The organism is Cytobacillus sp. FSL R5-0569 (assembly GCF_038007265.1).
GTDB lineage: Bacteria > Bacillota > Bacilli > Bacillales > Cytobacillaceae > Cytobacillus > Cytobacillus kochii.
Map to the genome: position 1 here is coordinate 3,696,135 of NZ_JBBOWW010000001.1, position 24,927 is coordinate 3,721,061.

At 37.0% G+C, this 24,927-nt stretch carries 22 protein-coding genes; 13 read left to right on the forward strand and 9 right to left on the reverse strand.

Translation table 11 applies throughout. From position 1 onward, the window contains the following. Positions 1-5 precede the first annotated feature (5 nt). Both MKX78_RS18700 and MKX78_RS18705 read left to right on the forward strand, forming a co-directional pair. Complete coding sequence (locus MKX78_RS18700; protein WP_095372129.1) at positions 6-530, forward strand: RrF2 family transcriptional regulator; 525 nt, start codon at positions 6-8, stop codon at positions 528-530. A gap of 306 nt (positions 531-836) precedes the next feature. Beyond that, positions 837-1,361 (forward strand): GNAT family N-acetyltransferase, encoded by a 525-nt coding sequence (locus MKX78_RS18705; RefSeq protein ID WP_095372128.1) that lies wholly within the window; start codon positions 837-839, stop codon positions 1,359-1,361. A gap of 132 nt (positions 1,362-1,493) precedes the next feature. Here MKX78_RS18705 and MKX78_RS18710 read toward each other — a convergent pair whose 3' ends face one another. Beyond that, complete coding sequence (locus tag MKX78_RS18710; protein ID WP_341051877.1) at positions 1,494-2,363, reverse strand: SDR family oxidoreductase; 870 nt, start codon at positions 2,361-2,363, stop codon at positions 1,494-1,496. A 138-nt stretch (positions 2,364-2,501) separates the two neighbouring features. On the opposite strand from MKX78_RS18710, the gene MKX78_RS18715 reads away from it, so the two are divergent. The 7 genes from MKX78_RS18715 (at position 2,502) to yidC (ending at position 7,800) form a co-directional block, all read left to right on the forward strand. Then, positions 2,502-2,885 (forward strand): winged helix-turn-helix transcriptional regulator, encoded by a 384-nt coding sequence (locus MKX78_RS18715; protein WP_307318079.1) that lies wholly within the window; start codon positions 2,502-2,504, stop codon positions 2,883-2,885. 659 nt (positions 2,886-3,544) lie between these two features. Continuing rightward, positions 3,545-3,766, forward strand: a complete 222-nt coding sequence (locus MKX78_RS18720; RefSeq protein WP_095372125.1) for a hypothetical protein — start codon at positions 3,545-3,547, stop codon at positions 3,764-3,766. Between the two features lie 111 nt (positions 3,767-3,877). Then, positions 3,878-4,102 carry a hypothetical protein gene (locus MKX78_RS18725; protein ID WP_095372124.1) on the forward strand — a complete coding sequence of 75 codons (225 nt, stop codon included), beginning with the start codon at positions 3,878-3,880 and terminating at the stop codon, positions 4,100-4,102. A 259-nt stretch (positions 4,103-4,361) separates the two neighbouring features. After that, positions 4,362-5,498, forward strand: a complete 1,137-nt coding sequence (locus MKX78_RS18730) for a Ger(x)C family spore germination protein (RefSeq protein ID WP_340978588.1) — start codon at positions 4,362-4,364, stop codon at positions 5,496-5,498. A 488-nt stretch (positions 5,499-5,986) separates the two neighbouring features. After that, positions 5,987-6,442, forward strand: coding sequence for a YrvL family regulatory protein (locus tag MKX78_RS18735; RefSeq protein WP_095372122.1), 456 nt, complete (start codon positions 5,987-5,989; stop codon positions 6,440-6,442). Between the two features lie 237 nt (positions 6,443-6,679). Beyond that, a complete protein-coding gene (locus MKX78_RS18740; RefSeq protein ID WP_095372121.1) occupies positions 6,680-7,012 on the forward strand; it encodes a hypothetical protein in 333 nt (110 codons plus the stop codon). Between the two features lie 35 nt (positions 7,013-7,047). Then, the gene (gene yidC, locus MKX78_RS18745) at positions 7,048-7,800 is read left to right on the forward strand and encodes a membrane protein insertase YidC (protein ID WP_095373619.1); all 753 of its coding nucleotides are present in this window, start codon (positions 7,048-7,050) and stop codon (positions 7,798-7,800) included. Positions 7,801-7,868: 68 nt separating this feature from the next. Here the strand turns inward: yidC and MKX78_RS18750 are convergent, their stop codons facing one another. Beyond that, complete coding sequence (locus tag MKX78_RS18750) at positions 7,869-8,402, reverse strand: PepSY domain-containing protein (protein ID WP_095372120.1); 534 nt, start codon at positions 8,400-8,402, stop codon at positions 7,869-7,871. Between the two features lie 754 nt (positions 8,403-9,156). On the opposite strand from MKX78_RS18750, the gene MKX78_RS18755 reads away from it, so the two are divergent. Next, positions 9,157-9,759 carry a DUF6944 family repetitive protein gene (locus tag MKX78_RS18755; RefSeq protein ID WP_322910394.1) on the forward strand — a complete coding sequence of 201 codons (603 nt, stop codon included), beginning with the start codon at positions 9,157-9,159 and terminating at the stop codon, positions 9,757-9,759. Between the two features lie 252 nt (positions 9,760-10,011). Here the strand turns inward: MKX78_RS18755 and MKX78_RS18760 are convergent, their stop codons facing one another. Beyond that, positions 10,012-10,155 (reverse strand): hypothetical protein, encoded by a 144-nt coding sequence (locus tag MKX78_RS18760; protein ID WP_180316941.1) that lies wholly within the window; start codon positions 10,153-10,155, stop codon positions 10,012-10,014. Between the two features lie 141 nt (positions 10,156-10,296). Between MKX78_RS18760 and MKX78_RS18765 the strand changes: the two genes are divergently transcribed. Beyond that, positions 10,297-10,581, forward strand: a complete 285-nt coding sequence (locus MKX78_RS18765) for a transposase (RefSeq protein WP_095372119.1) — start codon at positions 10,297-10,299, stop codon at positions 10,579-10,581. Positions 10,582-10,652: 71 nt separating this feature from the next. Continuing rightward, the gene (locus MKX78_RS18770; RefSeq protein ID WP_340976167.1) at positions 10,653-11,738 is read left to right on the forward strand and encodes a glycosyltransferase family 2 protein; all 1,086 of its coding nucleotides are present in this window, start codon (positions 10,653-10,655) and stop codon (positions 11,736-11,738) included. A gap of 35 nt (positions 11,739-11,773) precedes the next feature. On the opposite strand, the gene MKX78_RS18775 is transcribed toward MKX78_RS18770, so the two are convergent. The 5 genes from MKX78_RS18775 to MKX78_RS18795 all read right to left on the reverse strand — a co-directional run bounded on the left by MKX78_RS18775 (position 11,774) and on the right by MKX78_RS18795 (position 19,677). Further along, positions 11,774-15,712, reverse strand: coding sequence for a beta strand repeat-containing protein (locus MKX78_RS18775; RefSeq protein ID WP_445662674.1), 3,939 nt, complete (start codon positions 15,710-15,712; stop codon positions 11,774-11,776). Positions 15,713-16,578: 866 nt separating this feature from the next. Continuing rightward, positions 16,579-16,992, reverse strand: coding sequence for a VanZ family protein (locus MKX78_RS18780; RefSeq protein ID WP_341051882.1), 414 nt, complete (start codon positions 16,990-16,992; stop codon positions 16,579-16,581). A gap of 4 nt (positions 16,993-16,996) precedes the next feature. Continuing rightward, entirely contained in the window at positions 16,997-17,617 is a 621-nt protein-coding gene (locus MKX78_RS18785) for a hypothetical protein (RefSeq protein ID WP_328197445.1), read from the reverse strand. Between the two features lie 104 nt (positions 17,618-17,721). Further along, positions 17,722-17,856 (reverse strand): paeninodin family lasso peptide, encoded by a 135-nt coding sequence (locus MKX78_RS18790; protein WP_157733909.1) that lies wholly within the window; start codon positions 17,854-17,856, stop codon positions 17,722-17,724. 45 nt (positions 17,857-17,901) lie between these two features. Further along, a complete protein-coding gene (locus MKX78_RS18795; RefSeq protein ID WP_341051885.1) occupies positions 17,902-19,677 on the reverse strand; it encodes an ABC transporter ATP-binding protein in 1,776 nt (591 codons plus the stop codon). Positions 19,678-19,917: 240 nt separating this feature from the next. On the opposite strand from MKX78_RS18795, the gene MKX78_RS18800 reads away from it, so the two are divergent. Further along, the gene (locus MKX78_RS18800) at positions 19,918-23,310 is read left to right on the forward strand and encodes a chitobiase/beta-hexosaminidase C-terminal domain-containing protein (protein ID WP_341051887.1); all 3,393 of its coding nucleotides are present in this window, start codon (positions 19,918-19,920) and stop codon (positions 23,308-23,310) included. A 52-nt stretch (positions 23,311-23,362) separates the two neighbouring features. Here the strand turns inward: MKX78_RS18800 and MKX78_RS18805 are convergent, their stop codons facing one another. Beyond that, the gene (locus tag MKX78_RS18805; protein ID WP_095372113.1) at positions 23,363-24,910 is read right to left on the reverse strand and encodes a lipopolysaccharide biosynthesis protein; all 1,548 of its coding nucleotides are present in this window, start codon (positions 24,908-24,910) and stop codon (positions 23,363-23,365) included. Positions 24,911-24,927: the final 17 nt, after the last annotated feature.

The following is a 24,927-nucleotide window of genomic DNA, read 5'->3' on the forward strand; positions in this document are numbered from 1 at the left end:
ATTACATGAAATATAGTGTTATGGTTGAATATGCGTTGCATAGTTTAGTGTACTTAATTGATGTACCATCAGATGAAGTTATTGGGATAAAAGAACTTTCAGAATTTCAAGGGCTTTCAGAAACATATCTTTCCAAAGCATTTGGTAAATTATCAAAGGCTAAAATTGTGAGTTCTGTTCCAGGAGTCAATGGAGGTTATAAATTAGCTAAGGCTCCTGAAGAAATTTCCTTTTGGGATGTAATAGAAGCTGTTGAAGGTGTTAAACCAATTTTTCAGTGTAAAAACATTTTAAGTAATAACCTTATGTATGTAGGTAAAGAAGAAAAAGAGGATAGAGACTGTTCATCTTGTATATCAGGTAATTCCACTTGTACAATAAATTTAGTAATGTTAGAAGCCGAACAGCAAATGAGAGAGTATTTACGAAACAAAACGATTGCTTGGTTAGATGAAGAACTTGATCGTGTTTTACCAAAAAAAATCCGTGTTGATAGCCGAGAATACTTTAAGGATAAAAGTCTTAAATAGCAAAAGAGAGTAGGAGAATGATTTCTACTCTTTTTTTGTCTTTTTTTAATTAAAAATTAATATTTTGTTTATTTTATCCAAAAGATTATTTAGAAGGGGATCATAAGACAAAAATCTTGGAAGCATTCTTATAATAAATGTACTTATTTAAGGAGTTAATGAAGGGTTTTCCTTAAAGAAACGGAGAATTTAGGTGAAGAGGCTATTCATTTACTATGGTGAAATATGTATTTAAGGTAACATATAAAAGGAGGCTAGATACTATAAGAAATGTTTGTAGAATAAAAGCAAGGGGGAAGAACTAACTTGAATATCACAACAGAAAGACTACTAATCAGACCTTTTAAGCGTAATGATTTACAGGATGTATTTGCTATTTATAATAATGATGATACTTGTAAGTTCTTATTACATGAGAAGTGGACTGACGAAGATATGAATAAAAGGTTTGATAAAAAGTTAGCAAACTGTGCACTCACTAAAGAATCCATGTTAAGTTTGGCAGTTATATACAAGAATAAAGTAGTTGGTGATTTATCCGTATGGTATACAGAAATGAAAGATACTGTTGAGATTGGTTATAGTTTTTCAAATGAAGTTGCTGGTAGAGGTTTGGCAACAGAAGCAGTAAGTAGTTTGGTCTATAAATTATTTGATGAATTTAATGTACATCGTATACAGGCTAATCTAGATGCACGAAATATAGCTTCACAAAAATTATGTGAAAGAATTGGTATGAGAAAGGAAGCACATTTCATACAAGATTTTTGGAATAAAAATGAATGGACAGATAGTATTGTGTATGGCATGTTAACTTCCGATTTGAAGTAACTGACTTATTAATTTGTATTAATGGTGACTTATGTTAAAAAGCCCTTCCAACTGGAAAGGCTTTTTAACATAAGTGCAAGTTCATTTAGTGGTATAAAATTTTTGTTTGTTTTTGCAGAAAATTTAATTGACCTATTTAGTAGTTATTAATAATTTTATAAGAGCTTGCCTCAATGATGTAGCAGGACGTTTTAATAAGAATTCCAAATCGGAATGTGTGGATTCTAAGCCACCTTCACGTATCCCTTTTTGAGTCATTACCAACATAGGGTGGTAAGCTTCTGGTACTCCGGCATCTTTTAACATTTTTTCAAAAGAAGCATCGTCTACTGCTACTAAAGGAACTTCCTTACCTGTTACTTGATTTAATATATCAACAAATTGCTGGTGTGTTAAATTTTCACCAGAAAGTTCATAAATGTTATTTTCATGACCATCTTCTACTAAAATATTTGCAGCTGCTTCAGCTAAATCTGGTCGGTATACCCAACCGATTTTCCCCTCACCTGCAGAAGTTACCCAAGGGGCACCATCCATACAACCTTGGATTGTATTAAGCTCATTTTCTATATACCAGTTGTTACGTAGAATTACATAAGGGATACCTGATTCAATAATAGCTATTTCACGTGCTCTATGAAGAACTGCTAGGAAGAAATCATTTTCTTCTGATCTAGTAACACTTGGATAAATAATTTGTTTTACGTTTGTTTCTTTGGCAGCTTCAACTGCATTTAAATGTTGTCGCATAACCGTTTCATAATCACCAAATGTTGATATAACAAATACTCGATCTATATCTTTAAATGCAGTAATTAGGGTATCTTTCTTTTCAAAATCCGCTACTCGCACTTCCAAGCCTTTTTTATTATAACCCATTGCTTTTTGAGACTTGTCGTCACGTACACCAACAACTACTTCTTCTACTGATAATTTGACAAGTAAATATTCTACAACTTTAGAACCTAAATTTCCAGTTGCCCCAGTTATTAAAACTTTCATAGAAACTCCTCCACTATGGTGTATTTTTGATTTTTAATTCTAATATCTATACTATTTGTTATGTAGGATTTATGTAAGTAGGCACATTTTAATAACATAGTCATAAAAATAGCACCTAGAGAAAAAGGAGGTTTTATTATGGCACGTTTTAGTTATCAAGATGAATCAATCACTGAGGAAATACAACAAGAAATCTGTCCATTAACAGTCACCCAAAATGCAATTGCGGGCAGATGGAAAATCGTGATTTTATGGCATTTAAGCCAAAATAATATCATTAGGTTTAATGAATTATTGAGAATGTTACCTGGAATATCAAAAGGAATCTTAACTAGACAATTGAGAGAACTTGAAGAGGACAACCTAGTACACAGAGAAGTTTATAAAGTTGTACCACCAAAAGTAGAATATTCATTAACCGAACAGGGGCGAAAATTTATACCTATTTTAGAAGCAATGCAAACCTGGGGTAAAGATTTGCTAAATAAAAAAATAGAGATGAATGAAAAATCTAAGTATTAATAAACTCTTACTAACTTACGAAAGAACTAAACCAGGTTACCATATAAAAAACAGCACCTAGTATTGTTTATTTAACAATATCTAAATACTACTTAAAGGTGTTTAAAATTTGTATAGCCCTCAATATCAAGAGGGCTCTCTTTAATATTCACTCATAAGCGCTAATCAAACCGATTTCTTCGGTTTTTTTCATACATTTAAGATTCTTAACATCTATTAAAAACATCCTCCTATATAAGATTAATAAGCACCAACCAATTAAATCTCTAAATTATTCACCTTCTATCAACTACGTATTTAGAAATAGATTTTTAAAATTCAGAAGATAACCCTTAAAAGGATGCTTCATTGATTTTCATCTGGTCAAAACGTTATAAATGATTGGAGCTTCTGTGTTTTTTCTAACATTCCATATTCTCTTGCTCACTCTCGGAGAACGTATTTGATTGGAGAAGTTACAGCTATACCCCTTCCGGCAATCTTCAATTCAATAAGGATTACTCCAACAAAGGGAAACAAGATTCCTAAACGACTAGAGCTATACGTTTTGTCTTCAAGCAATTAGAGAATAAAGCAGCACCATAAAATTGTGTATCCTCTTTTCAAAACTTTTCATCTTATAGTAAAATATACCCACAATGTATATAAGGAGGATCCATATGGATATTTTTAAGGGGATAGAATTTAACTACATGCAATTTATTGGACCATTGCTAATTCTGTTTATTACAATGTTTGGTGTAGCTTTCATTTATCGATTTTTGCTTTTTAAACTATTGCCAGTTAAACTCTACAATTTTTTTATCGGGCCAATAGCCTTATTAGGTTTTTTTATTTGGTTAATACCTATGGAATTAGGTTTCCATCAATTTTTTAAGTAGGCACCTTCATTTGGGTGCTTTTTTAAATAAACTTAAGAATTCTTTAATAAAGCTCATACATGCACCCAATCCCTTCAAAATCATAAGATGCTTTGAAGGAGTGATATCACCATGCCATGGCAACATAAAATTAATTATTTAATTGGCCAACCAATTGGTATCTCATTCACCAATGGTCAAGGGACATCAGGGAAACTTTGTGGTACATCTCAAAGAAAATTATTAGTGATTGAATATTTATATCAATCCCAATTCGCATTAAAACAATATGATTTTCATATGATTCAAGATATAAGTGGGTTTCCATCCTGTCATAACCAACAACCATTATATTGAAGCACAGCCCACATCAGTGGGCTGTTTTTTAAGAGACATTATACATAATCTGTAATTCATCCTGTGCTCGCAGATACATTGGTTAATTAAAATATACATCTACTTCGAAGCACATAATTCTGAGATTAAATACAAAAGCATACCTGGTAAAGAGCATGAAATATGTAAATGACTTTATAATTTATGAATACTTAAGTCCATTTAACGTCACTCTAAGTTAAGATAGTATACCTTAAAGGGGAGAGTTAAAATTAAGAGGATCCTCATTACCATGATTATGTTTCTTTTGTTAAGTGGATGTCAAAAGCCTGTAGAAATTCAATATCAAGCATACGCCATTGGTTTTGGTGTTGACTTTATTGACGAAGAATATGTGGTATATGTTCAATTCTTGGATTTTTCAAATGTAGCTAAGACCGAGAGCAGCTCTATTAATCAAGATAAACCTGTATGGTTGGGTGTAGGAACAGGCAATACAATAAATAAAGCATTAACTAATATTTATAAAACCATGCAAATAAAAATTAATTTTGATCATATCAATAGCTTTATTTTTTCAGAAAATATAATCAAGTATAAACTAAAGGAAACGACTGATTCACTATCTTCGAATTACAACATACGTGTCCATGGGTGGATTTATGGCACTAGTGAAGATTTAGAGGAAATATTGACACTTAAAATGCCTTTTTATTATCCCTATACAAGCAGTATTATTAATCAACCTCTAGACACACAAACACAAGTTTCAGAAGTACCTGCTATTGATGCAACTAAATTTCTTATTGGTTTAGGTGAAGCGACAAAGACTATCTTACTACCACGAATTGAAATAACTAATAATAATGTGAGAAAAAATGAATTGAAATTTTTAGTACCCTATTTTAATGGAGGATATTTTATTAAAGGCGGGAACTACAAAGGTTTTTTAAACTCATCTCAATTAAGTGGTTATATCAAAGCTAATAAGCAGGCAGATGTTGAAAGAAGTTTAATTCAAGTCAATATGGAAAATAAAAACGATCCTGTTGAAGTCGAACTTAGAGATCCTAAAACGAAATTAACGTTGGAGGAAGACAACTTTCATTCTAAATTCAAGTTAAACATAAAATCCACAATCATTTTAAGGGAGGGAGCCTCCGAAGTAAATCAAGATGCACTTAAACATAAAGTTGAAGATAAAATCAGAGATGAAGCGTTCTTATCTTTAAAATCTGGGAGGGAAAAAGGTATAGATGTATACCTTTTTGAAGATTACCTCTTTAGGCATCATAATAAAATTTGGAAGCAACACAAATTTCAAGACATGTTTAAGAATATTACTGCCGAAGATATAAATGTAGAAATTAAATATTCTCATAGTCCAAATAAAGTATTTAAATCAAGAAGCAAGTAAAAGTGAGTAATTATTCGCTTAAAAGACTCTTACCTATTCATAGGACTTCAATTAAAAGTAATATAAGGGCATAAAGTAAAATAAAGAGAGGCAAAGGTCCTTTGAATGACAAATTTGTATTTTTTTCATCAGTTTCCTTTGCCATCTTCTCCTATGCCAAGTTTCAACTACCTCTCTATATCAAGCACCTAGGAATCCTTTTGTTACATATTGAGCTATTCATTCTCACTTTCTAGCTTTCAAATAGCCCCTTAAAGTTTTAATTGAGTTATTCCTATAACGGTGTCCGGTAGCAATAGCCTGACTGAGACAAACTATTCATCTGGTACTCATACATTTAATGATGGCCACCCCTTTAGAAATAAAACGGTACATGACCTCCAATGTCTGCTACAAGATTATTACAAAAAAACTAATATAAGTTGGCAAACACTTTAATACAATGTAAAATTTTACATATTAACGAAGTCTATTGGGAGGATGAGGAGATGAAAGACAAACCATCATCAAAGAAAAGTAACTTCAAAAGTATCATTGGGTCAACTATCGCGATAAGCATCATTGTTCTGTTGGTCTTATCATTCGTTCTTGCTCTTTACTTTTTTAGTACTCTAGGAATCTTTCATTTACTTAACATCAAATTTGAATCCTTCCCATCCATCATTTCATTTATTTTGCTTTATTTTCTCATTGGAATCGTATCTGAAATTTTTATAGGAGCTCTCATTTTATTGATGAATCATTCGGGGAAATATACCCTGAAGCAACAGCAGGTTACATCTTTAGTGTTTTCTTTTTTGACAAACTGGGCGATTGTGTCTTTTTTGGATTATGTCATGCATTCCATCCAAATCGGATTGTTCGCTACAATTATTTTAGCTTTGATTTTTTCTTTAATAGAGTATGCATGTGAAGACTTAGGGAAGGATGAGGAAAAAGAATAGACTATAACAACTACCCATTTACTGCTTGCAATCATGAATACTCCCATAACGTAACAGCATTTTTTAGAATGGATGTACCAGAAAAAGAAGCTTGTACTATCTACTTAATATTTAAATATAATAGTCACAAAAAGGTTATCCATAGCCTGTAAGTCTTGCTTCATTTACTTTTCCTTCTGATTCCGTTATGATTATGATGAAAATATGTAAAAGAATTGAAAGGAGGGGAGCAGTCTAATGAGACATTTATCATTTAATCATACCATTCTCTTTGGGATGATATTTGCTGGTCTTTTTGAACTTGATTATCAAACGATTCATGACTTAACCTTAGCTGGTATTGTCTTAACAATCCTACTCCCCGCCTTAACGATATATTTCTTACAACGAAATACAGGCATGCTTTTTTATCGTCTTCAAGAAGCAGACGCTGATTTAATTAACCACTACGCATCTGTTCTTTCTAATGTGCTTAATTGGGCATGTAAACAAAACCGTTTACTTACAGTTCGTCGCAAAGAAAGTCCAGACGATAGCGATGAAGCATTTCTTTCTCTAATGACTAATTAAAACAATCATTAGAGGAGGAAATATTTTTGAAGAAAATGATATGGTTAGTAATTACAATTTCATTGGTTTTAGCTGGCTGTCAAGCAAATGGTGGTACAGACACAGGGTTTTTCCATCATTATTTTGTGCAGCCATTGATCTCTATCATCGACTTTTTTGCAGGCATATTCCACGGAAATTATGGTTGGAGTATTGTGCTAGTGACTTTATTATTAAGGTTGATCTTACTACCTTTAACCGTTAAACAAGTAAAAAGCTCTCAATCGATGAAGGTCAAAATGGAAGCGTTACAACCTGAAATGAAGGCTATACAAGAGCAAATGAACAAAACAAAAGATGAAGCTAAGAAGCAAAAATTACAACAAGAGCTTATTGGTTTATATGCGAAACATGGGGTCAACCCATTGAATATGGGGTGTTTGCCCTTGCTGATACAAATGCCGATTTTGATGGCTATTTATTATGCTATTAGAACATCTCCTGAAATCGCTACCCATGGCTTTTTATGGTTTAGCTTAGGACACGCCAATATTCCCATGGCTATTATCGCTGGTGTCATTTATTATTTGCAATTCAGAGTTTCCCTTATGCAATTACCAAAGGATCAACAACAAGGACCAATGAAAATCATGGGATACCTTTCACCGGCAATGATCTTGTTCATTTCCCTATCTGCACCAGCTGCACTGCCTTTATATTGGTCAGTGAGTGGATTATTCCTTATTATCCAGACATATGTCATCCAGAAAAAATATAAGAAATCACCCGTCGTGCAACCTAGTCTTTAATAATAGGTTAAAAAAAGTCCAATGATTAAATTAATCATTGGACTTTACTATCTGCTGAGGAAAAAAATTTAATCTCTGCCTACTAACTCACCACTTATCGCATTAATAATATAATCGATATCTTCACTACCATCTCTGACTTCGATTTCATACTGCTCTGTTCCATTCTCTACTTCTAATGTCCAACCGCCAATTTCATTACTCGTTTCTGCTTGAACAATTTTCATCGCTTCTGAAGGTGAAAGAATCTCATTTAAAGAAATACCTTGTTCTTCATCCCCTTTTTCAATTGCCTCTTCACTTTGATCTAAAATATCTCCAGTATGTGCATCAATCACAAGCTCATACTCTTTTTCATTAGAAGCTCCAGCCACATCATATTTCCATTGATCCATATCACTATCTAATTCAACTTTTGTAATATAATCCACTTCATATTCTCGCAGAAAGATATCTACGGCATTTTGAAGACTCACTTCAATTTCTTCATCTGCTAGATTAGGTTTATCAATGTTTCCACTCTGAGAATCGCCCTCACCATCGCCACATGCAGTCAAACAAAACAACGTCATTATCGATAATATAAGTAAAAATCTCTTCATCTTTAATCGTTCTCCTTTAACTATTATGTACTTATGTTTTATATTCCCTCTTCTTTCAAATAAAAAACAAGTATTAGATTGTATTCACTTAAAGTTAACCTTTAAGAGTAGGTGAATCAAGTTATTTGTTAAGTTTACTGCTAATAATTGGAGCTAAGATAATGGGATGAACAATAAATTTACGATTACTACTGGAGATATCTCTAGTATGAGCGCTACAGTTCTAATATATTTGCTAAAAAGGGGCAGAAGTAATTGTAACAGATATAGATGATCAAGTAAGAAAAATGCTTAAAAAAATTGAATGTTGCAAATGAGGGAAAGCTAAATGAATCAGACTTAACAGAATCCGATACTTGTACAAAAGAGTTCCTGAGGATAAAACAAATGATGAATAAAAAAAGTCAATGTTGATTAGATGTGAAATTCTTAAAAGTTCAAGCATTAAAGGAGACACAATCGACTGGCTACACTTCATGTTGCAAAAGAGAAGAAGATTCGTATGAATAGAGTCCAGCCAGGTTTCATTGCGATGAACTGGCAACAAACAATTTTAAAAAGATGAACTAATTGCCAAAAAACCGTTAGTCGATGAGGTTATGCTGTTGTACCTAGCTTCTAATGATTCGACTCTTACTACGGGTCGTGTACTAGTTAATAAATGGTCTTTATTTGGAAGAAGTAACCGGTAAATGTACATCTTTCATTTTTATCTCCTTAAGTACAAACCCACTTCCTTCACCACATACATATAATGAAGCGAGTATGGGAGGGATTAGGCCTGAATAGTCAACTAAAGGAGATTTTTGGCTCTGTATTGTCAACTATCGGTACAATTGAAGCAGCTTTAGGAAGTACTCCTCAACTCCCTATCAATGAACAGCTAAAAATTGATTTGCGTTTGCAAGGAAATATACTTCAAGCTACAGGCGAAGCACTTTCCGCTGATGGCCAAGGAACCTATTCACTTGAGCTTATTGGTGATGAAGTCCAAGCTGTTGGCAATTCTCTCGTTATCATTGGCATCCTTTTTGACCCAAATAAGGACTTGAACCAAAGAATAATCATTACTGGTAATTGGTTCCAGGCTTTAGGAAGTTTTGTTGCATTAAGTGATGAGTTTTTTGATTTAACACCCTCGGGTAGATTTTTAAATATAGTTGGTGGCTTCCTTCAAGGAATTGGCAATAGTATGCAAGCAAAAGGAGGGATTGAATCATTAAGAGACAAGAGTAGTGAGAGCGGTGAAGCATTGGGGTTTTATGGTAGTTGGATTCAGGCGATCGGGTCTGTTTTATCACTTATTGGTCAAATGAAAGAAGAGCTTCAAGAAATTGCACTTCATATTAATGAGTAAGTTTATAAGCCTCGTACAAGTAATCATGTTTACCTCTCTATTTACATATACCTTTAAAGAAAGGATGTGTAAATTCATGAGTGAATTTGTACTTTGCAATAAATGTCAAGAGCTTGTTTATTATCATGAAATACTAATCGTAAAAAGAAAGACCATTTGTATGACTTGTTTAACTAAAAGAGTTGTTCACAAATCAAAATAAGCGGTGTCCCATATTTGATAATTACAAATATGGGATCCGCTTATTTTTTCTTAAATCTTAAAACCACGCCTTATTTTCAGTTTACGAGAATAGCATTGGTCACAAACACCATCATTATCGATATATTCATTCTTGTCTTCTATTACTTTCTCACATTTAGAGCAAATCCACTGTTGTTGTTTCACTTGTTTCATTACTCTCAGCTCCTTTTCACCTATCATTCGACAAATCTAGGTAAGTTCCTTTTCGTTTTTATATTTTTCGGAAAATAAATGTATCTTTCTTTGAAAAATAACAGAAGCTAATCCTATCACTCTTCTTAGGAGGGTTTTTTAATGGTATTTTTCATTGTATTGATGATTATAATGATTCCTCTTTTAATGGTTTTTGCTAATAAATATTGGGCACCTACACATATTGTGCTAATTTCTTTAGCTACCATTTCCCTTATCGTTTTTGAAAGTATAACAGCTACAACAGTTTATGAAATCATTAGCGAAAACTTAGTATTTATGACAACCGTCCATGTCGTCTTTCTCAACCCTTTATTTTTAATTACAGGGGGATATCTAGGGGTTTTCTTACTTTATTTACTATTTTTAAGACTTGCAATGAAATAACTAATTAGGTTTGAACCCATTTCTTTCACCATTCATATAGTATAAGGATTCTTTATTTGGTGGTGAACGGGATGATAACAATTAGCCTTTGTATGATTGTAAGAAATGAAGAGGAAGTACTTGCTGAATGCTTAAAAAGTGTGTCTGATTTATGTGATGAAATTATAATTGTAGACACGGGCTCAACAGATGAAACAGAGAAAATCGCTAAAGAGTTTACTGAACATCTTTTTCACTATGAATGGACAGATGATTTTGCCGCAGCAAGGAATTATGCTTTTGAGCAAGCTACACAAGATTATATTCTCTGGTTAGATGCAGACGATATACTTTTACCAGATGACAGACAAAAAATGAAAGACTTAAAAGGAGCGTTATCTTTTGACGTAGATGCTGTCGCAATGCTCTACCATTTAGCCTTTGATGAGGAAAATAAACCAACCTTTAGTTCTCGTAGACATCGGTTAGTTAAAAGAGACCGACATTTCAAGTGGCATGGTCCTGTCCATGAATATTTGGAAGTCGGGGGCCATATTATTGAGTCAGATATTGCCATTAAGCATAATAAAAGTAGGAAACAAACACATCATGAACAAAGTGACCGCAATATTAAAATATACGAGAAAAGGTTAGAAAAGGGTGAGGAGTTTTCACCAAGGGATTTGTTTTATTTTGCAAATGAACTAAAAGACCATGCTAGATTCGAAAATGCAATTTCCTATTATGCACAATTTTTACAGAGTAAAAAGGGATGGGTCGAGGATGAAATTAGGGCATGCTTATCTATAGCTGAATGTTATAAACATTTAAATATAGAAGAAAGTGAGCTTGAGGCACTCATTTTAACCATGAAGTTTGATACACCAAGACCCGAAGCCGCTTGTAAAATTGGTGATATTTATAAAGAAAAAAATGACTTTAATAAGGCCATTTTTTGGTATCAATTAGCAACTACGCTCGAGGAACCGACTCATTTTAATTTTAAAGATGAATCTTATACTACCTGGTACCCACATATTCAACTATGTTATTGTTACTGGCAAAATGGTAATGAAAATCAATCATATTTCCATCACTGTAAAGCAAAAGAGTACCGACCCAATGATTCAAGAGTCAATCATAACGAGCTTTTTTTCAAAGAATATTACATCAAATAAGCAATGTGAGGATAATGATTCCCACATTGCTCTTTTTATCCAATTTGGTGAATGGACCAAACAATGGGTAAAGTCCCTGATCCCAGATTCAAGCTAATTGTAAGCCCATTTGCATTATAGAATAAACCCACAGTATCTCCCGCATTTAAAGTCATATCACCTGAGAGAGTAACTGTTCCAGAACCCAATATAGTTCTCAGACTCAATAATAAAACAATATTCACATCTAGAATAGGAAATACACCAGTAATTAAATCAGTTGAAGTAGATATTCTTCTAACACTAAAAGTCGGACTAACTCCTGCACCGATAGCTATAGAAATAGTGGTAGTTGTTTGATAATTAATTGTTGCCTTAATAGAATATCTCCCTGTATTTGGTACTGTAAAAGTACCTGTAGTAGCATTAAAACTTGCACTACTATAGCTAGGCGAAGCAATATTCCAATTAGCAATTTGTTGCGAAGCACTAATCCCACTTAAGTTTGTTCTAGCCGAAAAACCGACAATAGGTACTGAAATGCCTGATGGACCAGTTACACCTGTGATTCCTGTCACTCCTGTTGGACCCGTGATCCCGGTAGATCCTGTTAGGCCAGTCAGACCTGTTACTCCCGTTGGGCCGGTTGTTCCTGTGAACCCTGAGGATCCTGTTAAACCCGTTAATCCCGTTAGACCGGTTGGTCCGATTGAGCCTGTTGAACCGGTTGGGCCCGTTAGTCCCGTAGGTCCTGTTGTTCCTGTTAAGCCGGTTGATCCCGTTAAACCGATTGCTCCTGTGATCCCTGTTACTCCCGTTAGACCGGTTGGGCCTGCACTCCCCGTGATTCCTGTCGCTCCAGTACCACCCGATACTCCGGTACTTCCCGTGATACCGGTCACCCCTGTTGAACCCGTGACCCCCGTGGCTCCAGTTAGACCTGTTGCTCCACTCAAGCCTGTTGGACCTGTTAATCCGGTCAAGCCTGTTGGACCCGCTGTTCCTGTGATTCCTGTTGGTCCTGTTAAACCGGTGACTCCCGTCAAGCCGGATGGGCCTGTGGTCCCCGTCGCTCCTGTTAGCCCAGAATTTCCTGTCGCCCCAGTCAAACCGGTTACCCCTGTTAGGCCAGTTGATCCACTCAAGCCTGTTGGACCCGTTGTTCCTGTGATTCCTGTTGGACCTGTTGAACCAGTTACTCCTGTCAAACCGGTTGTTCCTGTTACTCCTGTTGTTCCAGTTAAACCAGTTACTCCTGTCAAGCCGATTGAACCGGTGATACCGGTCACTCCTGTTGAACCTGTTACTCCGGTTAAACCTATCGCTCCTGTGATTCCCGTTAGCCCTGTAGTTCCTGTCGCCCCTGTTAGACCCGTTACTCCCGCTATGCCTGTTGATCCAGTCGAACCTGTTACTCCAGTTACCCCTGTTAGACCCGTCGTACCGGATGAACCGGTGATTCCTGTTGAACCTGTAGCTCCTGTCAAACCGGTTGTTCCTGTTACTCCTGTTGATCCAGTTAAACCCGTTAATCCTGTCGAGCCGATTGAACCCGTAATTCCTGTTGTTCCTGTTATGCCCGTTGCTCCAGTACTTCCGGTGATACCGGTCACTCCTGTTGAACCCGTGGCTCCAATTAAACCAGTAGCTCCTGTCAAACCGGTTGATCCAGTTAAACCAGTTACTCCAGTCGAGCCGACTGACCCAGTAATTCCTGTGGTTCCTGTTAAGCCCGTTGAGCCAGTTAGACCTGGGATTCCCGTTAGCCCTGTAGTTCCTGTCGCCCCCGTTAGACCCGTCGTGCCGGATGAACCGGTGATTCCTGTTGAACCTGTAGCTCCTGTCAAACCGGTTGTTCCTGTTACTCCTGTTGGTCCTGTTAAACCTGTTGCTCCAGTCAAGCCGATTGAACCCGTAATACCTGTTGTTCCTGTTATGCCCGTTGCTCCAGTACTTCCGGTGATACCGGTCACTCCTGTTGAACCTGTGACTCCGGTTAAACCTATTGCTCCTGTGATTCCCGTTAGCCCTGTAGTTCCTGTCGCCCCCGTTAGACCCGTCGTGCCGGATGAACCGGTGATTCCTGTTGAACCTGTAGCTCCTGTCAAACCGTTTACACCGGTTAGTCCAGTTGATCCGGTCAAGCCAGTTGGACCAGTTGTTCCTGTGAATCCTGTTAGACCTGTTACTCCAGTCAAGCCGATTGACCCTGTATTTCCTGTTACTCCGGTTAAACCTATTCCTCCTGTGACACCAGTTGGACCGGTTGTTCCCGTTACTCCTGTTGATCCAGTACTACCAGTAACTCCCGTATTTCCTATTATGCCGGTCACTCCTGTTGAACCCGTGACTCCCGTGGCTCCTGTCAAACCGGTTGTTCCTGTTAAACCTGTTACTCCAGTCAAGCCGATTGACCCCGTAATTCCTGTTAAGCCCGTTGATCCAGTTGCACCTGTCACTCCTGTTGATCCAGTGATTCCGGTCGATCCTGTTAGACCTATTACTCCCGTTGCGCCAGTTGAACCCGTGATTCCGGTCGTCCCTGTTAGACCTGTCACTCCGGTTAAACCTATTGCTCCGGTAATTCCTGTTACTCCCGTTAGACCTGTATTTCCTGTACTACCCGTTACTCCGGTATTCCCTGTGAGTCCTGTCAATCCTGTTAAACCTGTGATACCCGTTAGACCGGTGATTCCAGTTGCACCTGTTAACCCCGTTGATCCGGTTGGACCCGTCGAACCTGTTGATCCAGTTACCCCTGTTAGACCTGTGACTCCGGTTAAACCTATTGCACCAGTGATTCCGGTTGACCCTGTTAAACCCGTTACTCCCGTCAAGCCAGTTGGGCCTGTGATCCCCGTCGCTCCTGTTAGCCCAGTGGTTCCCGTAGTCCCAGTAAAACCGTTTACACCGGTTAGACCAGTTGTTCCTGTCAAGCCGGTTGGTCCCGTTATCCCTGTTAATCCTGTTGTACCAGTTGGACCTGTGATTCCGGCCGCCCCTGTTAGACCTGTTACTCCCGTCAAGCCGGTTGAACCGGTGACTCCGGTGGATCCTGTTAAACCCGTTACTCCTGTCAAACCGATTGACCCCGTAATTCCTGTTGCTCCTGTTAAGCCTATTGAGCCAGTTGGACCCGTTAGACCTGTATTTCCTGTGTTACCAGTTGAACCAGTAGTTCCAATGATTCCTGTCGGTCCAGTACCTCCTGGGATACCTGTCACTCCTGTTGAACCCGTAGGCCCCGTCAAGCCAATTGCTCCGGTGATTCCTATTGCGCCCGTTGAACCTGTGGCTCCCGTTAGACCCGTCGAACCGATTGAACCTGTCACTCCGGTTACACCCGCCAAGCCTGTTGGACCCGTGACCCCTGTCACTCCTGTTGAACCAGTAGTTCCCGTTATTCCTGTTGTTCCTGGTAAACCCATTGAACCGGTGATTCCGGTTGATCCTGTTACTCCCGTCAAACCGATTGAACCTGTGACTCCTGTTGCTCCTGTTAAACCCGTTATTCCTGTTACTCCGGTGTTGCCAGTGGTTCCGGTACTCCCTGTAAGACCCATTAAACCAATTGGGCCTGTGATTCCAGTAGGTCCAATCATTCCCGTTGAACCTGTGACTCCTGTCAAACCAGTAGGACCGGTTGAACCCATTATTCCAGTCTCGCCTATTGGCCCAGTGTTGCCTGTTGCACCAGTACTTCCCGTCACACCTGAAACGCCCGTAGCCCCTGTCAAGCCTGCGACTCCTGTTGCACCTGTTAATCCTATTTCTCCAGTTAGACCCGTGACACCGGTATTTCCTGTGCTCCCAGTGATACCTGGCGTGCCTGTGGGACCAGTAACGCCTGTGACTCCTGTTTCTCCAGTTGTTCCCGTCACCCCTGCGCTACCTGTTAAGCCAGTAGGTCCAGTCATTCCCGTTACTCCTGTCACACCATTAGGGCCGGTGGTTCCTATTGAACCAGTTACGCCAGTGGCTCCGGTTAATCCCATCACTCCAGTAGGACCGGTGATACCTGGCGCTCCAGTTAAACCATCTACCCCTGTTAGACCTGTCACTCCAGTAGCTCCAGTTAGACCGGTGGCCCCCGTTATACCAGTGATTCCCGTACTTCCAGTTAAGCCTATCGCACCAGTCATACCCGTTGGTCCAGTTGCACCTGTTATTCCTGTCTCACTGCCTGGTGGACCTGTTGGACCTGTTGCCCCTGTAGGACCCGTTATTGTTAATCCGCTTCTCCCAGGTATTCCTGGATAACCCCTCGGACCCATTGCACCTGTCGACCCTGTTGCGCCAGTCATACCTGTTACTCCGGTAACTCCTGTTGCACCCGTTACCCCTCTTCTGCACCATCTACACATCCGACAATTACATCTTTGATTACAAGCATGAGGGATATTTATTTCACCAGCTGCTCCTTCACTTACTTCTCTCAAGATTGGAACTAATATGGGATCTTGTAAAATCTCAGCCAAGAGTCTAAGAGACTCACCAGGAATCTCATGAATTTCCGGTGAAAATTCACCTATTCTATCCGGAAACAGCAATTGAAAAAGATATGTGAGCCTCTCTTCTACCTCTTCAACATCGAATAGGCCTTGGTCATACATATTACTTAACAATAGCCTCAATTGATTGATTTCCTCGATGATTCTCACATATCTCAAATTTCCTCTCTCCCTTATAGATTTTAATAAACTTTTTATCTATTTATTTTATATTCGTTTCATATTCAATTACCTATATGCTATTCCCATTAAAGTATTCTGTTTGTGTATTCGCCTGTAAAATAGACATTTGTAACAAAATAAACGGAATAAAGAAGCTTTAATTGAAGAGAAGAAATGGACACTGCAATTCACCACTTATACCTTTTCTTAACAATATAATAAACAATGAAAATACCGATAAAGTTCTTAAAAATATCAACAAAAGAGAAAGAACGATAAGGAATATATAATTGATGAATTTCATCAATCAGACTATAAAGTAAAGACAAAATGAAACAAACAATCATTTTCTTTTTTGTAAACTCTCCATTAGGATTGGCCTTAAAGGTAAAGATAAGGAAAATAAATAAAATGCCAAACTCGATAAGATGCAATAATTCAAAAACAGTGCCGAGAATTACTAATATAGGAAAATCTAGTCTATAAGCATATATTTCAATTAATTGGGGGTTAAAATATTCAGATTGAAGCCAAATGAAAACCATATAACCAATCGTCATGAGCATCCAACTAACCTGTTTTCCGTATCTCCAAAGTACCAATGATTTACCCCCTAAGAATACGCACAGCTTTATTTTTCAATCGGTTTAATCCTGATCTGAAGAAATATTTCCACAACAATAATTTATTTCTCCGCAAGAAAAGTGATTGTATGATTGTATCATCCTTCATTATTTGTTCTATCTGTATTACAACTGGAATAAGTGATGCTTCTGATCTGACAGTTTGTTTATCGACCCGTATCATTCGTCGACCAACAGACATTTTTAAAAGTCTATATAACTTTTTTTCTAATATAGCTATATAATATTTCGGCTGATGAAGAAGGGCATGATCATAAATGATTTCAAAAAAATGAAAGAAATAACCTTGTCTATGATAATCTTTATGTAAGCATAGTTTATCTATCTCCCATACCCGATCCTGTTGTTGAAAAATAGATGGGATTTTAGAAAAGCGAAAATACCTTTCTACTTCCACTTCTTCATGATAAGGAATAAATTCAATCGTACCGATCACGGTCGGGTCTCTTTTAGATAACAATAGTTGATACCTCTCGCCTGTTTGTGCATAAGGGTCTTTATGCCAACCATTTCTCTCACAAAAATATTCCCATGTAGCAGCAAAAGCCTCTTGTTCCTTCTGACTAGTTACTTTTTTAAACATATACTCACCACCTAAATAAAAAACGCAGAGCGCCCTGAAATAAACAAGTTAATCTCTTTTCTAGTAAAAAATCCTTATGTACAAAAGTACATAAGGACATTTCCTCAACTGTAGATATCTGTTTCCGGCTCTGGATCAGCAGGATCCTTAGGATCCTTTCCTCCCCCATGTCCTCCACCTTTCATGGTCATTTTTACATCTAGTACTTCCAGTTTTACTTCTCCCCACGGCTTTTTCATAAAATCACGAATCCTTTCTATTTTTTCTTTAGGAAAAGGAAATATTTACATTGCCTCCACCTGCCTCTGTAACAGTTGACTAAATAACTGGTTCTTATCTTTAGATAATTGAACAAATTCTCCGACTTGAACAACTTTACCTGCATCTAACACGATTACTTGATCGGCATCTCTAATGGTGGAGAGGCGATGAGCAATTACTATGATTGTCATTTTTCCTTTTAATTGTTCAATACTCTCTTGAATGTTCTTTTCATTTTCGGTATCTAAACTACTCGTTGCTTCATCAAGTATAAGAATTAAAGGATCTTTCAAAATAACTCTTGCTAAAACAAGCCTTTGTTTCTCACCACCAGATAACTTTATTCCTCGATCGCCAATGTAAGTTTCTAAAGATTCAGGTAATTTTTTCACAAAATCAGCTGCTGAAGCAAAGGACAAGGCTTGCCATAGTTCTTGATCTGTCGCATTCGGGCGAAGTAGTAGCAAGTTTTCTCTAATCGTACCGTTAAATAAGAAAGGCTCTTGAGAGACATAACCAATGCTCTGCCTTAATAAGGCAAGCGAATGATTGCTAATCTTTTGTCCATCAATATACAATTCGCCTTCCTGTGGTTGATTTAAGCCCATCAGTAAATCCACGAATGTACTTTTACCCGCACCTGATTTGCCGACAATTGCTGTCATCTTTTTTGATGGGATTGTTACATTAATATCCTTTAAGGCATATTTCTCTTTAACGTAGCGAAAAGACACCTGTTGATAAGTAATACTGTTCTCTAATTTGAGTTTTTCATCTGATGAAATAAGTTCCTCGCGAGCTTGTTTACATTCACTTTGTAATAATTTTACCGCTTTAAAAGATGGGATAGCTGTTGTTATTTGTTCTAAAGAGGATTGAATACCTGCAACTCTCGGCCAAAGGCGAGAAAATATAACAACAATTAGTAATAGTGTTGCTGATTGTGCTTGAAATAATTGAATAGATAGATAAACAAAGACCGCGATGAATACAGCTAATGAAATTTTATAATTCAACTGTGAACGTAATCTCGTATTCATATAATTCACTTGCTCTTCTTGCATTTGAGCCGTCATTTCACCAGCCCAGCGTAGTTGTGCTTCTTCTAAATGGTTAGATTTAATTTCCTTGATTCCCCCTAATTGGTCTGTTATTCCGGATAGGAATTTTTTACCTAACGTATAATTTTGTTTACCAAAAGCTTGTGTCAGCTTCAAATATTTCCTGTTCATATAAATGGCCACCATGCCAAGCAAAAGAACAAAGCTTGTAATATATGGAGACAGAATAAACGCCATGCCAATTTGCACGCAAGCGAAAATCAGATTCGTACATAATTGTAAAATAGACCTCGTACCACCACTTGTTTTGGCAATCTCGGTTAGCACGGTATGGATTAAATCGGAACTGCTCTTTTTCAGGAAAAAAGACCAATTACTCAACAATATGTCCTGATAGATACTCATCCGTAAATGTGTCAAAAAACCCATTTGTATGCGCGTATGCTTTATCATCACAGCTTTTTCAATAAGATGATGAACAGCTACAATGACAACAAAAATCAGTAAGATCAACGGCAGTACTACACTAGATGGTACATACTCGAATAAGGAAAAAGAGGATAAAAAGGAGTTTTCTAAGCCGAAATCGACCATACCGGTAAAATGAATCAATGGGATTAGTAAAAGGATAGCTAATCCATCTAAAAGACTGACAATTGTAACTGCTATTAAGCTAGCGAATAGTCTCCAACCAGCGTATTGGTAAACTTGTTTTAAAAAATAGATAATATCCTTCAAGTAACCACCCCTTATTCCTAAAAAGAACATTTATATTCTATATAACGAACTCCCATTATCAATTTACCATGATTCACCACTAGACGTCAATAAAAATTAGGTTAAACGAACTATGTTTAATTACATTCATAATGGTTTACACTGATTTCCTCATCTAAAGTACTATTAAACACAAATATATAGTAAAAAAGCGACAGTACGCGCATAAGATAACCTATCTAGAAAAGGAGGCGAGAAAAAGTGATTTTTATTATCAAAGATTATTTCGAGAATAATGCACCAACGATTAAGAATTACGATACCGCGATGATTCGTTTAAAAATAACAAATTTACATCCAACCACTTCGTTGTCATTTAACATTCACAACATCACGATTACCGTTAGGGCGAATGAAACATTCGAGGGAAACTTTGCCCCGTTTAACACGCTCTCTGTGCAATCATCTGTCCCTTTTAGATGTTATGTAAGTTCTTGGTTAAATAATGACGAACTCAAACCTGAGCCTGAATCACCTCCAAGAAATGTAGAAAACTTAATGATTCATCAAGTAACTGCTACTAGCGTTACGTTACAATGGGAGCCACCTCTTTATCATGATGGAATTACCTCTTATGACATTTCTCAAAATGACCAATTTAGAGAGAATGTCGTCAATCCTTCTGTCACTTTAGCAAACTTGTCCCCATCCACCTTTTATACTTTTACCGTACAAGCAAAAAATGAAGCAGGTCAAACCTCTACAGGGGTTAGCATTACCGTTACTACCTTAGAATTAGACGAAACACCACCTACTTTAACGGTGACACCTAGTGGCTTTTTTTCACAATCACACGAAATTACTATTACTTCAAGTGAACCAGCGACGATCTATTATACTTTAAATGGAGACGAACCCACTTCAACAAGCCCGGTTTATTCAGGTCCATTTATAATTACTGAAACCACAACCTTACAGGCTTACGCAATAGATAATACTGGAAACAAGAGTGCGCTACAATCTGCCTTATATCAAAAAATTGGCATTCAAACTGAGGGTATTATTCTTCATTATGACTTTACCAACCGTTCCGGGGAATCGAATAATTCTATTAGTGATACGATTCATGGGGTCGTTGCTTCCTTAATAGGTCTTTCACATGATGGAGTGAGCGATGGTTATGTGACAGATCAAGGTTTATTAGTCAATCGCGAGGATTATGTAGAAATACCGACAAATGCCTCCCCACTGAATCAACTCATTACTTTTGAAAATGGATTAACTATCCAAATGGCCAGCTTCAACACAAATGGATCGCACTGGAAAACAGTAGATGGGAAATTCACAGCTGCACGCTCAGATGTATTTATTCCGTATTTGACTACAACAGGACAGCAAAACACAAGAGCAATTAATTCATATTGGTTTAAAGATGAACAAGGACAAAAGAAAAGTTATCAAGATTGGCTAAACCCTATTGATTCACATGCGATTAATCTCTTTACACTCAGATTTAATACCGATCAAACAGCCAGTCTCTTTATCAATGATGCAATCAATGATAATGGTCCAAGACCTGTACCTAATGATTTTGCTAGTACCGTAAATGCGCTTATTCAATCACCACTTCAATTAAGAAAGGACTTTGTCGCACACAATCAAGCACCTGAAATCATTGTGGCTTTTGCAATTTATAATCGGGCATTAACGGATGAGGAAGTAAAAAACAATTATGACTATTATCAGCAAACAGAACAATTAATTGGCATTTCTGCGTTACCACAAACCATCTCTTTAGCCATTGGTGAAAGCCAAAAGTTATTTATTGAAGCCATTCCAAGTCAATACACTTCAGACCTCACCCTTGATTTTCAAAGTAATAATGAACAAATAGTAGAAGTAGATAACAGAGGCCGTATAAAGGCATTAACCGCAGGGACGACGTCCGTAAATGTAATGGCTGCCTACGAAGAACAGAGCTTTACGACAACTATTCCTATAGATGTGCAATTATCTCCCTCTCTCCCCCCATCTAATCGGACGATCACCGAGATTGTTATTAATAAGAAGAAGGAAACGATGGTTGTTGGTGAAGCGACTGTATTGATGGCGACTGCATTATCAGAAGGATTACCTTTTGATGTGCTAAATGATAATATTGTCTTCTGGGAAAGTGAAAATATTCATATCGCCACAGTACAATATGGAGTGGTTGAAGCACTTACGAGCGGTACAACGACTATTACTGCTTATGATAGTAGTAAAACAATTGCTGCAAGCTTTACTTTGACTGTATCTGAACGAGCGGAGCAACCGATTGAGGAAGCCGACATTTTGTATGTGAATGCAGAACAATATGATATACATTTGGATGAAACAAACGCTCTTGCAACTACTAACGGGATCCAAGCAGCATTTGATGATGCCTTACTAGGCCCATATAAAAAAGTCATTTTCCCCTACGGCCATTATTTAATTAATCCAACTGTTAGAACATTGTTTCCTCCGACTAATATCATCATTGATTTCAGTGATAGTAAGATTCAAATTGAAGCAAGTGAAAAGACAAAAACTGGGTACAGAATGTTCTATTTTACTAATCTTGAAAATACCAAACTCTTAAACGCCCATATTTATGGCGAAAGAAACGATACAACTGTTGCAGAATCTACTGAAGGTTGCCTGAGTGTGCTCATTGATGATTGTAAAAATGTCTCCTTTGAGTCATGTACGTTTAATCAATCACCAGGATTTAATTTCATCACTGGAACAATTCATAACCGTGAGCTCGGAGAAGTGAAAAGTGATACGGTTGTTAGCTGGTCACATTTTGAACCAGGAGATATAGATGATCAAGGGAATGCGCGTGCAGAAATAAACAATCATCGTTTTCGCTCATCTACCTATTTAAATATTTCAGGACTGGGTAGTTATTATTTGTTAGGTTACACTCAAGGTTATCAAGGGTTCCGTTATTTACGATCCAGACTGTATTCTATATACTTTTACGATGAAAATCACCTATTCATTTCTTCCCAAACTTATAATCTACAATTTTACAATTATGAAAAGCCACAAGCGGCAAAATGGGTCAAAATTGTCATTTATCAAGAAGCCCCCCCTGCAGATGGCGATACCGACTTTAATGGCGCAGTCGCTTTTCTTCGTACCATTGGCATGCCAAGACAATGTAAAATTAAAAACTGTCATTTTGAAGAAAACACCAGCACAGGACTTGCGATGTGTGGTGGTCAAGAATGGTTAATTGAAGGAAATACATTTGTTAATAATAAAGGACGAACACCAGGCTGTGACATTGATTGGGAAGATGGCTGGGATGCAATGGCGTTGGATGTTGTTAGGTATAACCGTTTTACTTCGCCTCTAGGTATTATCTTAAGTGCTGGTAGCAGTTTAGCTATTTATGAAAACGAATTTACTATGTCAACAATGAAGGCATGGGGAAGAACACAAAACTTTAGAATTTATAATAATATTTTTATGGGTAAAGGCGCAATCACCAATGACTTTAGTACGCAGGCAGAATCCATTCTCGCCAGAAATATATTTACCGATGGTGCCGGTTTTACCACTGGTAAAGAACATGAGAATGGATCCTATCAAGTTCACACTTACCAGAATACTACTATTTAAAAAAGCCAATATCACGTCTAGGACTAGACAAGAATCACCTAAAATATTGCTGCTAAGAAGAGAGCATTCTATCTCTTCTCTTCGCTTGCAAGCGTCTTAGTATAGTCAAAACCATTTTTAAAATATATTGGAATTCGTCCGTTCGGTAAAATACGATTATATATAATAAATTAGGCAGCACTAAACTTACAAATAAGTAAATAAGAAAAGTAGAAAAACTGACAGGAGAAAACTGCATAAGAATGATTTTCGTTAATAAATAAGCTACCAATCCTATCAACATAAGAGACAAATAAGAAGTAAAATATTGTCTTACTGGTAGCTTAAACAATTTTTTATAGACCACATAGGGGGTAAACCAAAAAGGAACGAAAAGAGCACTAAGGAAATGCCCTAAAAATATGCCAGTAATCCCTAGAAATTGTACAAGGACAAGTGCAAATATTAAGCTGATTCCTGCTTGTAATAGCGGTGCATATTGATCTTCTCGAAATAAACCCGCTGTTGTTTTTATTGCTGATATAGAATTTCGCATGCCACGTTCATAGAACGTCAATAATAGAATGACGAGTAACGCTTCTTGATAAAACAAGAAGTCGCTTCCTAACCAGATTCTTATAAACGGCTCCAATGTAAATGCCAATACAATGGTTAACGAAGAATACAGCCAAAAATTTACTAAACGATAACATTTATAAATCGCTATGATCTTCACCATCGATTCATTAGCCACGAGATTGCCAACACTATGATACACATTACTAAATACCTGGTTAATAAACGTACGAGCAATATCAATGACCATTTTATAATTCGAATAAATTCCAACAGCCACTAAGCTAACAAAGGATGCAATCAGAAGATGCTCTGTCCCGAATAATAAATAATTCCCTATGTTTTGAATAACAATCGCCTTCACGTTGGTAGTGATTTGTCCCTTTGTTATTTCATCTAATTTACCCTCCACCTTCTCGCGCAAATATGGGTACATTCGATTGACCATCACAGCAAGGATAATGGAATTGGCAATTGTAATAACACTATCAATTATTAAATAAAGTAAATAATTTTGAGTATAAGATAAAATAGCTATTTTCATTACGGCCGTTACTATCGATGAAACTGTGTAAACAGCTGTAACAATATAACCACGCTGTGCGACATTCAGAAATGAATTTTTATGAATGTAAAAATAGGGAGCAACTGTATTAAGCAAAAAGATAAAGTAAATGAGTTCTACATCCTCAATATTCGCCCCTTTTACAAAAAAATCAAGGAACGGAAAAAGCAATAAACCGAGTACGAAGACAATTGCTGCAATAACCATATACGCTTGACGATAAAATTTCATAAGAATGCGGATCTTCATATAATCATTGTCCGCAACAGGCTTATATAAACTGTACATAATGCTAGCACCTAGCCCTGCTTCAGCGAGCGTAAGCATCGCTAAAAGATTCGTAAACAAACCATTAATCCCTAAATATTCTACACCTAATGTTTGGATAAAAATTGTTCTTGATAAGAAGCTTAACATGGTAATAATCAACTGATTGGTTAAACCTGCTGTTATATTAATTAGAGAGTAGCGTGATCTCATTTTGTCCCCTTCTCACT